Here is a 9,998-nt window from a genome sequence, read left to right as displayed (position 1 = left end):
CGCCGCCGCCTACCACGTGCGCCCACGACCTCAGCGACCAACGTGTCGGCCTGCCCGTCCCGCAGCACGACGCAGGCGGCAGCGCGGCGATCAGGGTCGACGGGATCCACGGGCGGTACGACACGAACAGTCCGCCGGAGAACGGGCCGCCCGGAGACGACCAGAGGTGCTCGGGGCCCGCCCCGGCCGACGGACGACGGCCGACGCGACACCGCCCACCCCGCCCTACCCCCGCTCCAGCTCCGCCAGTTGCTCCACCGCCGACGCGCGGACCTGCGCCGGCATGTCCGGTGTCGCCAGCACCAACTCCGCGAGCGAGCGCAGCAGCGTCACCTCGCGGGTGCGGTACGCCAGCTTGGCGTCCAGGAAGCGGTGCCCGACCAGCTCCGCGACGTCCTCGCGCACGGCCGGCTCCAGCCACGCCGTCGCGACCAGCGCGAACAGGGCCGCGTCGCTCACCCAGTCCTCGGGCCCGAACGCCAGGTCGACCAGCACCGACCGGCGCACCGAACCGGCCCACGGCTCGTCCGGCCGGTGGTGCGCGATCCCCAGGCACGCCCAGATCTGCACCAGCCTTACCCACAAAGCGGGTTCGTGCCGCGCGAAGGTGGTGCCCAGCTCACTGTCGTCCGGCGCGGGCGGGTGCACGAGCACGCCGAGCAGGTCCTCCAGCGCACAGCCGGCCAGCAGCACCGCCCGGTCGTACGCGAGCGCCGGGTGCGGCCACGAGGGCTCCGCGATCGCCCGCACCGCCTCGGCGACCGCGGGGTCCGGTGGCCCGGGCACGGCCCGCGCCTCGACGTCGCCGGGCGCGTACGACCACACCGCGCACCGCCCCTGCCGCAACGGCACCCGCAGGTCCGGCTCCGGCACCGACTGCACGCTCAGCCCGAAGCGCGGGAAGACGCCCCGCACCGCGAGTAGCGCGCTGGGCGGCTCCAGGGCGCTGAGCGATATCGAGATGTCGGCGTCGCCGGGCTCGACCTGGTCCAGCAGCTGCCGCAGCGTGTTCGTCAACGCCTCGGTGGGGTACGGCACATGCCGCAGCCACGCGCCCGAGCACGCCCGCGCGATCAGCTCGTGCGCGTAGCCGTGGTCGGGGTGTTCCCGCAGGTGGTCGACGAGCGCGACCAGGTGCGCGATGTCGCGGTCGCGGGCCCACCGCACGCCGTGTGCGGCCGGAGCCGCCTTCGGATGGTGCGGGTCGACCGCCAGCGCGCGCTGGATCCAGCCCAGCGCTTCGTCGAACCGGCCCTGTGCGGCGATGAGTTCGCCGAGGTCGACGTGCAGGTCGAGGTCCTCGGGGTGGTCGCGCAGCACCGCCGCCCACAGCTTCTCGGTGTCGGCGGTGCGCCCGACCCGCCGCCACGCGTTGCCGAGCATGATCGCGGCCTCGAGCGACCGGTCGCGGGTCCACGCGCGGAACGCCCAGTCGACGGCCTCGTCGAGCGCGTCGAGCCGCCGCATGAACGACGAGCCCGCCCAGAGCAGGAAGCCGTGCCCGGGATGCGCCTCCACCATCAGCCGCGCGACGTCCGCGAACGGCGCCAGCGCGGCCGACTGCGCGTCGTCGACCGGGTCGCCGAGCAGCTGGACCATGCCGAGGAGCGTGCGGGCGAGTCCGTCCGGGTCGAGGCGGCCGACGATGCCGGGGCCCAGCCACACCGCGGAGGCGCCCCACGGGCGGTGCGGCTCGTGCGCGGCGACCTGCGCCAGCGTGCCCAGGGCCCGGTCGAAGTCGCCCGCCGCGGCCTGCAGATGGGCGAGCGCGGCGGCGCTGCCCGCGAACATGCCGCCCTGTTCGTCCGGGCCGTAGAGCCCGAGGCCGCCGTCGTCCCTGCGCGCGGCCAGCGCGCAGAGCAGCTCGTGCGCCTCGGGCAGCCGCGGTTCGCAGAACAACGCGTTCGCGACGTGCACCGCCGCGTGCGAGACCTCACCGTCGGCGAGCGCGAGCCGGGCCATGGCCAGCTCGCCGTGTGCTTCCTGTGTCGAGTCGCCGACGCCTTCGGCCGCACGCCCGAAATCGCCGCGTCGGCCTTCGTGTGGTGCCACGGTGGTACGCCCCCGCCCCGCCTTGTCTTTTCCTGTGCCGAACCCTTCCAAGGGCTGAAGATCGACACTAATGGAGTAGACCGGTCGTCGTCGGCGGCGGCAAGACGACGTTCACATGTCGGAACGCACGGCGGCCACCACGGGGTCCGCCGGGGCGGCGACGACCGCCGCGAGCCCGTCCGCCGGGACGGTTTTCGGCAGCACGACCGTGTCCCGCAACGCGGGAGGCTCCCCCGCCCCGCCCGGGCCGGCCGCGTCCGGCGCCGGGCCGGTCGACCCGCGCACCACCAGCTCGGGCCGGTAGACCAGTTCGGTGCGTGGCGCGCGCCCGCCGCCGATCTCGTCGAGCAACGCGCGCACCGCCGCCGCGCCCATCGGCGCGACCGCCTGCCGCACCGTGGTCAGCGGCGGATCCGTGAACGCGACCAGCGGCGAGTCGTCGTAGCCGACCACCGACACGTCGCCCGGCACCGTCATCCCGCGCTCACGCACGGCGCGGATCACGCCGAGCGCCATCAGGTCGCTGCCGCACACGATCGCCGTCGCGCCCCGGTCCAGCAGCGCGCCCGCGGCGGCCTGGCCGCCCTCGACCGAGAACAGCGAGCGCTCGATCCACGGCTCGGCGTCCGCGATCCCGAACGTCTCGGCGAGGCCGCGCCGGAACCCGGCGATCTTGCGGGCCGTCGGCACATAGCGCTCGGGCCCGACCGCGAGGCCGATGCGGCGGTGCCGCAGCGACGCGAGGTGCCGTATCGCGAGCTCGACCGCGACCGACTCGTCGCTGGAGATGAACGGCGCGTCGATGCCCTCGGCCCAGCCGTTGACGAACACGACCGGAAGGCCGCGCTCGACCAGCCGCACGTACCGCGACAGGTCCGCGCCGGAGTCGGAGTGCAGCCCGGAGACGAAGATGATCCCGGACACTCCGCGTTCGAGCAGCAGCTCGGTGTAGTCGTCCTCGGTCGCGCCGCCCGGTGTCTGCGTGCACAGCACCGGCGTGTAGCCGTGGTGCGCCAGCGCCCGCTCGATGACCTGCGCGAACGCCGGAAAGATCGGGTTGTCCAGCTCGGGCAGCATCAGCCCGACCAGGCCCGCGCTGCGCCGCCGCAGCCGGGCGGGCCGCTCGTACCCCAGCACGTCGAGCGCGGTGAGCACCGCGCGCCTGGTGTCCTCGGCGACTCCGGGGCGGCTGTTGAGCACGCGGCTCACGGTCGCCTCGCTGACCCCCGCCTGGGCGGCGATGTCCGCCAGCCGTGTCTTCATGGCCGACCAGCGTAGTTGACGGTTTCTGCAGGATCCGTCACGGCCTTGCATCCGGTGCAAATCCTTGCAGCAGCGGCCTCGCACCGCCGCCGGCCGGGCCGTTTCGCGCGGCCCCGCGCAGCGGGGTCTGGCCAGACACCGGAATGTCCGGGTACGGTGTCCCTCTGGTCCGGTCAAATGGACTAGACCATTCGCCCTCCACTCGGATCGTCCGGCACGTTCCTGCCGGTGAAGGGGACATCACCATGGCTTCGGTCAGCTACCGCACCGCCACGTGCACCTACAAGGGTGCCGAGCGCCCCAGCGTCAACGCCCTCGACCTGGAGATCGCCGACGGCGAGTTCCTCGTCCTCGTCGGCCCCTCCGGCTGCGGCAAGTCCACGTCGCTCCGCATGCTCGCGGGCCTCGAAGAGGTCACCGACGGCTCCATCCACATCGGGAACCGCGACGTCACCTACCTCGAGCCGAAGGACCGGGACATCGCGATGGTGTTCCAGAACTACGCGCTCTACCCGCACATGACGGTCGCGGACAACATGGGCTTCGCGCTCAAGATCGCGGGCGTCGACAAGGAGACCCGGCGCGCCAAGGTCGAAGAGGCCGCCAAGATCCTCGACCTCACCGAGTACCTCGACCGCAAGCCCAAGGCGCTCTCCGGCGGCCAGCGGCAGCGCGTCGCGATGGGCCGCGCGATCGTCCGCGAGCCCCAGGTCTTCCTCATGGACGAGCCGCTGTCGAACCTCGACGCCAAGCTCCGCGTGCAGACCCGCACCCAGATCGCGTCGCTGCAGCGCCGCCTCGGCATCACGACCGTGTACGTCACGCACGACCAGGTCGAGGCCATGACCATGGGCGACCGCGTCGCCGTGCTCAAGGACGGCCTCCTCCAGCAGGTCGACACCCCGCGCAACATGTACGACCGCCCCGCGAACGTCTTCGTCGCCGGCTTCATCGGCTCGCCCGCCATGAACCTGCTCGAGGTCGACCTCACCGAGGACGGCGTCCGGTTCGGCGACGCGGTCGTGCCGGTCTCCCGCGAGGCCCGCGAGAGCGCCGTCGCCGAGGGCGCCCGCAAGGTGATCCTGGGCGTCCGCCCCGAGCACCTCGTGGTCCGCACCGCCGACGCGCTGGAGAAGACCGGCAACGGCCTCCCCGTCGTCGTGGACGTCGTCGAGGAGCTCGGCTCCGACGCGTACGTCTACGGCACCGCCAAGATCGACGGCGAGCACAAGAGCCTCGTCGTGCGCGTCTCCGGCCGCAAGGTGCCGAACAAGGGCGAGACGCTGCACGTCGTCGCGCAGGCGGGCGAGACCCACCTGTTCTCCACGAAGACGGACCTGCGCCTGGCCGACTGACGCCCGTGCGTTCGTACGGCCCCACCGTCTGAGGGTTCGGTGGGGCCGTACGCGTATCCGGCCGTGCCCCTGTCACCGCGAAGCGGCAGACTGCGGACATGGAACGCATGAGCCCGGACGAGGTCCTCGCCTTCCTCACCGCAGGCCCGCGCACGGGAAAGCTGGCCACCGTGCGGCCCGACGGGCGCCCGCACGTCACCCCGATCTGGTTCGACGTCGACGAACTGGACGGCACCGCGATCGAGATCGTCTTCAACACCGCGGAGACGTCGGTCAAGGGCCGCAACCTGCTCAACGACCCGCGGCTCAGCCTGTGCGTCGACGACGACCGGCCGCCGTTCAGTTATGTGGTCATCGAGGGCGAGGCCCGCATGATCGACGACTCCGCCGAGCTGAGGGCCTGGGCCACCCGCATCGGCGGCCGCTACATGGGCGCCGACCGGGCCGTCGAGTACGGCGAACGCAACGGCGTGCCCGGCGAGTTGCTGGTCCGCGTGCACATCCACCACGTGGTGGCGCACAAGGGTGTCTCGGACTGACCTTCGCGCCGGAGAACCGTCTGCGTCGTCGCGTCGTCGCATCGTCGCGTTCGCATCGTCGCCTCGTCCGGCATTCGTCGCCGCGTGGTCGCGGCGCCTGCTCCGCTACTACCTGAGTACCTGGGTGACCCCGGTGCTTCCCCCGCCCCCGGTCACCCGCTTCGGCGTCCATCATCCAGCCCCCCGATCACCCCCCCAGCAGTCCGCCGAGCGGCGATCCGCCCGAAGAGCCACCGGTGCCGCCGGCCGCCGGTTTGGTCGTGGCCTTCGGCGGGCTCGCGGGTTGCGCGGGCGGCGGGTTGCCGCCGTCGGCCGCTGAGCCGCGGGGCGCCGGCTGGGCGCCCGACGTGGCCGGCTTGGCGGTGCTGCCGCCACTGGCCTTCGGCGACGCCGACGCACTCGGCGACGCGCCCTTCGTGCCGCTCGGCGAGGCGCTCGCGGACGGCGACGCCGACGCCGCGCTCGGCGCCGCGGGTGGCACCGGAACCGAGGCCGGCGCCACACCGGCGGCCGGCGGGCCGGTCACCGTGGTCTCCGGGGTGTCCGCCCCCGGCAGCGACGTGTCCGGCGCCGTCGAGTGCCCGAACACCGCGCCGGCCAGCAGCGTCAGCCCGACGCCCAGCCCGGCGATGATCGACCCGTAGCCGAGCTTGCGGCGCCGAGCCCGCACCGGGAGCGTCAGCGGCCCGCGCCACGTGCGCAGCGAGAGCCAGCAGTCGACCGAGTACATCGGCGCGCCCGCGAGTGCGAGCGGGCTCCACGCGGCGAGGAACACGATGTACGCGGCGTGGTACGGCGACGAGCTCACACCGACCGCGATCAGCACGCCCAGCGACAGCAGCATGCCGATCATGCCCATGAACCGCGTCCACAGCCCCAGCAGCGCCCCGACACCCGCGACCACCTGGCCGAACGCGAACAGCAGCCCCGCCGAGATGGCGTGCTGCGACGCCAGGTTCATCACCGACGGGAACAGGCTGCCGTCGTGCAGCACGTGGATGCGGTGCGCGAACGAGCCGGGGGCGTCCGGGTCGAGGAACGCCGGGTCGTACAGCTTGCGCAGGCCCTCCAGCAGGAACGCGGCGCCCAGGAACACGCGCAGCGGCAGCAGGAACATGCCGGGTTGCAGGGGCGCGCGCCGCCCCGCCGCGGCGCCGGGCCCCGGCTTCGCGGCCGCCGAGCGCGCCGCGGCCTTCCGCGCGGACGCCCGTGCGGCGTCCTTGCGGGCGGCGGTGCGCGCCGACACCCGCGGCGCGGCCCTGCCGGCGCCCGGTTCGGTGACCGCGGGGGTCGCGCCGACGGGCGCATCCATGTCGGGGGTGATGCGCGGGAGTTCGGCGGTGACGGCGAGCGGGTCGGCCGACCCGGCACGGCGCGGGCCCGGCACCTGCGGGTCCCGCGCGGTGGGCGGCGGGCCGATCACCACCCGGAGGCTGCGGGTGGTCGCGGACACCGCCGCGGGGTCGCCGGCGTCACGCACGAGGGTCGCCCCGAAGTCCGCGGGCCCCCCGCCGGTCGGCGTCAGCCGGTCCTGATCACGCTGGCCACCACCGGAGTAGCCGTCCGATCTGGTCTCCACACACCACTAACAGCCGATCCGGGCGGGAGGATGCGGGTATCCGACCATCTATCTTCGAGCCCGCCTCCCCACCCCCGAGGCCGGGACGACCGACACGCCGCAAGGAATCACCCGAACGAGAGCGGCATTCGCCCCTGCGGAGGCGCCGACGAGGGCCGCTCGAAAAGGCCGGCCCGGGCCGCCACCGAAGCGCGGAGCAGTCGGATCGCCCCCCGGCGCCGGACCGTGTCCGGAGATCGGCTGCGGCGCCGGAGTCCACGCGGCGCGTGTCCGGGCACCCGGGTGGACGCCGTTCGGGGTCGGCCTGTCGCACGGCATGCTGCGCCACGCCTGGGCCCGCGGCCGCCTCCCCGTCGTGCGCGGGGGCCGGACCACGGCCCCCCACCCGGGGGGTACAGCAGGAACGGCCCGCGCAACCGCGCGAGCCGTCCACAGCACCGGTGTTCTCGTCCTACGATCAGCGCGGCCACCGCGCCGGCGGTCAGCGCCGTTGACGGGCCACCGCGTAGAGCACGATGCCCGCCGCGACGCCCGCGTTCAGGGACCCGTTGCCGGCGGCCATCGGGATCGCCACCGCGCCGGCGGTCAGCGCCGTTGGCGGGCCACCTCCGGTCAGCGACGCTGGCGCGCCACCTCGTAGAGCACGATGCCCGTGGCGACGCCCGCGTTCAGGGACTCGTTGCCGGCGGCCATCGGGATCGCCACCGTCTCGTCGCAGGTCTCGCCGACCAGGCGGGACAGTCCCTTGCCCTCGGAGCCGACCACGATCACCAGCGGCTCCTCCGCCGTGCGCAGGTCGCCGAGCTCGACGCCGCCGTCGGCCGCGAGGCCGACCACGAACAGGCCCTGCTTCTGGTACGACTCGAGCACCTGCCGCACGTTGGCCGCGCGCGCGACCGGCACGCGCGCCGCGGCGCCCGCCGAGGTCTTCCACGCGCCCGCGGTCATGCCCGCCGCGCGCCGCTCCGGCACGACGACGCCGTGCGCGCCGAACGCCGCCGCGGAGCGGATGACCGCGCCCAGGTTCCGCGGGTCGGTGATGCCGTCGAGCACCACGATCAGCGGCACCTCTCCGTTCTCGTGGGCCACCTCGACCAGGTCGTCCGGGTGCGCGTACTCGTACGCCGGGATCTGCAGCGCGAGCCCCTGGTGGTGCCCGCCCTCGGTGAGCCGGTCCAGCTCGGGGCGCGGGGCCTCCAGCAGCGGGATCGACAGCTCGTTCGCGAACTTGAGGGCCTCACGCACGCGGTCGTCGGAGTCGATGTACTGCGCGACGTACATGGCGCTCGCCGGAATGCCCGCACGCAGCGCCTCGACGACCGAGTTGCGGCCGTACACGAGCTCCGCGGTGCCCTTGCCGCCGCGCCCGCGCGCGACGCCGGTGCGACCGCCGGGCTTCGCGGCCCGCTTGGCCGCGGCGTTGGCGGCGCGCTGCTTCGCGTGCCCCTTGCGCATCTCGGCCGGCGGCGTCGGGCCCTTGCCGCGCAGCGCACGGCGGCTGTGCCCGCCGGTGCCGACCTGGGGCCCCTTCTTGCTCCCCGGGTTGCGCTTGTTGCGGCGCTGGCTGTTGCCGGCCATGTCGTGACGTCCCTTCGATGTACTCGTCTCGCACGTACAACCGTACGGCGGGGCGCGGGGCCCGGCCGCCCGAGGGCTGTCCTGGGCCGGCGCCGGGCGCGCGGCCGGTCGTACGCGAACCGCCGTGAGGCGGCGACTGGTGGAAAGACCCGGCCCCGGGTCGGGCCCGGGGCCGGAACAGATCAAACGGTGCGGGCTACTGCTGGTTGTGCCGCTCCAGCGTCCAGCGCGGCCCCTGCGGGGTGTCCTCGACCGCGACGCCGGCCGCGTGCAGCCGGTCCCGCACGGCGTCGGCCGCCGCGTAGTCCTTGCGGGCGCGCGCCGCCTGCCGCTGCTCGAGCGCGAGATGGACCAGCGAGTCGACGACGTGCCGCAGGTCCTCGGTGCGGTCGCCGGCCGAGCCCGACACCCACGGCTCGCCCAGCGGGTCCATGCCGAGCACCCCGAGCATCGCGCGCAGCGAGCCCAGGTGGGCCGCGACGGCGTCCTTGTCGCCGGCCGCCAGCGCGGTGTTGCCGTCCCGCACGGTGTTGTGCACGACGGCCATCGCCTGCGGCACGCCCAGGTCGTCGTCCATCGCTTCGGCGAACGCGGCGGGCACCTCGGCGGCCGGCCCGACCGGACCGGCCAGCTCGACCGCCCGCTCGATGAACCCCTCGATCCGCGCGAAGGAGGTCGCGGCCTCCTGCAGCGCGTCCGGGCTGTACTCGATCATCGACCGGTAGTGCGGCGAGGCCAGGTAGTAGCGCAGCACGATCGCCGGCCACTTCTTGACCATCTCGGACACGAGCACCGAGTTGCCGAGCGACTTGCTCATCTTCTCGCCGCTCATGGTGACCCAGGCGTTGTGCATCCAGTAGTTGGCGAAGCCGTCGCCCGCCGCCTTGGACTGCGCGATCTCGTTCTCGTGGTGCGGGAACACCAGGTCGAGGCCGCCGCCGTGGATGTCGAAGCGCTCGCCGAGGTAGCGGTGCGCCATCGCGGAGCACTCGAGGTGCCAGCCGGGACGGCCGCGGCCCCACGGCGTCTCCCACGACGGCTCGCCGGGCTGTGCGGCCTTCCACAGCGCGAAGTCGCGCTGGTCGCGCTTGGCGCCGCGGCCGGTGTCGCCCGGGTCGCGCATGGCGTCCAGGCGCTGGCCGCTGAGCGCGCCGTACTCGGGGAACGAGTGCACGTCGAAGTAGACGTCGCCGTCGGACGGGTAGGCGTGCCCGGTGGTGATGAGCCGCTGCATCAGCTCGATCATCTCCGGCACGTGCCCGGTCGCCCGCGGTTCGACGGTCGGGGGCAAGCAGCCGAGCGCGTCGTACGCCTCGTTGAACGCGCGCTCGTTCGGGTAGCCGATGCGCCACCACGGCACGCCGGCTTCCTCGCCCTTCTTGATGATCTTGTCGTCGATGTCCGTGACGTTGCGGCAGAACACGACGTCGTAGCCCTTGTACGCCAGCCAGCGCCGCAGCACATCGAAGTTCAGGTACGAACGAACGTGCCCGATGTGCGGCGGCGCCTGAACGGTGGCACCGCACAGGTAGATCGAGACGGTGCCCTCGACGAGCGGCACGAAGTCGCGGACCGTGCGGGTGCTGGTGTCGTATAGGCGCATGCTCACCCTGCGAGTTTACGGGGTGGCAG

Annotated in this window: 7 protein-coding genes; 2 read left to right on the top strand and 5 right to left on the bottom strand. The window is 73.8% G+C overall.

All coding sequences use genetic code 11. The features are described from left to right. Nucleotides 1-225 precede the first annotated feature (225 nt). Entirely contained in the window at nucleotides 226-2,052 is a 1,827-nt protein-coding gene (locus tag QI554_RS37225; RefSeq protein WP_281476826.1) for a tetratricopeptide repeat protein, read from the bottom strand. A gap of 111 nt (nucleotides 2,053-2,163) precedes the next feature. After that, a complete protein-coding gene (locus tag QI554_RS37220) occupies nucleotides 2,164-3,315 on the bottom strand; it encodes a LacI family DNA-binding transcriptional regulator (protein ID WP_281476824.1) in 1,152 nt (383 codons plus the stop codon). Between the two features lie 245 nt (nucleotides 3,316-3,560). Between QI554_RS37220 and QI554_RS37215 the strand changes: the two genes are divergently transcribed. Both QI554_RS37215 and QI554_RS37210 read left to right on the top strand, forming a co-directional pair. Continuing rightward, nucleotides 3,561-4,670 (top strand): ABC transporter ATP-binding protein, encoded by a 1,110-nt coding sequence (locus QI554_RS37215; protein WP_281476822.1) that lies wholly within the window; start codon nucleotides 3,561-3,563, stop codon nucleotides 4,668-4,670. Between the two features lie 98 nt (nucleotides 4,671-4,768). Next, a complete protein-coding gene (locus QI554_RS37210; protein WP_281476821.1) occupies nucleotides 4,769-5,209 on the top strand; it encodes a PPOX class F420-dependent oxidoreductase in 441 nt (146 codons plus the stop codon). A gap of 187 nt (nucleotides 5,210-5,396) precedes the next feature. Here QI554_RS37210 and QI554_RS37205 read toward each other — a convergent pair whose 3' ends face one another. The 3 genes from QI554_RS37205 to cysS all read right to left on the bottom strand — a co-directional run bounded on the left by QI554_RS37205 (nucleotide 5,397) and on the right by cysS (nucleotide 9,975). Beyond that, nucleotides 5,397-6,788 carry a TQO small subunit DoxD gene (locus QI554_RS37205; RefSeq protein WP_281476820.1) on the bottom strand — a complete coding sequence of 464 codons (1,392 nt, stop codon included), beginning with the start codon at nucleotides 6,786-6,788 and terminating at the stop codon, nucleotides 5,397-5,399. Between the two features lie 612 nt (nucleotides 6,789-7,400). Then, nucleotides 7,401-8,366 (bottom strand): 23S rRNA (guanosine(2251)-2'-O)-methyltransferase RlmB, encoded by a 966-nt coding sequence (rlmB, locus tag QI554_RS37200; RefSeq protein WP_281476818.1) that lies wholly within the window; start codon nucleotides 8,364-8,366, stop codon nucleotides 7,401-7,403. A gap of 196 nt (nucleotides 8,367-8,562) precedes the next feature. Then, the gene (gene cysS / locus QI554_RS37195; protein WP_281476817.1) at nucleotides 8,563-9,975 is read right to left on the bottom strand and encodes a cysteine--tRNA ligase; all 1,413 of its coding nucleotides are present in this window, start codon (nucleotides 9,973-9,975) and stop codon (nucleotides 8,563-8,565) included. Nucleotides 9,976-9,998 lie beyond the last annotated feature (23 nt).

The sequence above is a fragment of the Yinghuangia seranimata genome, assembly GCF_029953285.1.
Taxonomy (GTDB): Bacteria; Actinomycetota; Actinomycetes; order Streptomycetales; family Streptomycetaceae; genus Yinghuangia; species Yinghuangia seranimata.
This window is presented reverse-complemented; position numbering and strand designations above follow the sequence as displayed.

Excerpts from the sequence above, each read along its gene's own strand:
- QI554_RS37220 (WP_281476824.1), bottom strand. The coding sequence starts at position 3,315 with ATGAAGACACGGCTGGCGGACATCGCCGCCCAGGCGGGGGTCAGCGAG.
- QI554_RS37215 (WP_281476822.1), top strand. The coding sequence starts at position 3,561 with ATGGCTTCGGTCAGCTACCGCACCGCCACGTGCACCTACAAGGGTGCC.
- QI554_RS37210 (WP_281476821.1), top strand. The coding sequence starts at position 4,769 with ATGGAACGCATGAGCCCGGACGAGGTCCTCGCCTTCCTCACCGCAGGC.
- rlmB (WP_281476818.1), bottom strand. The coding sequence starts at position 8,366 with ATGGCCGGCAACAGCCAGCGCCGCAACAAGCGCAACCCGGGGAGCAAG.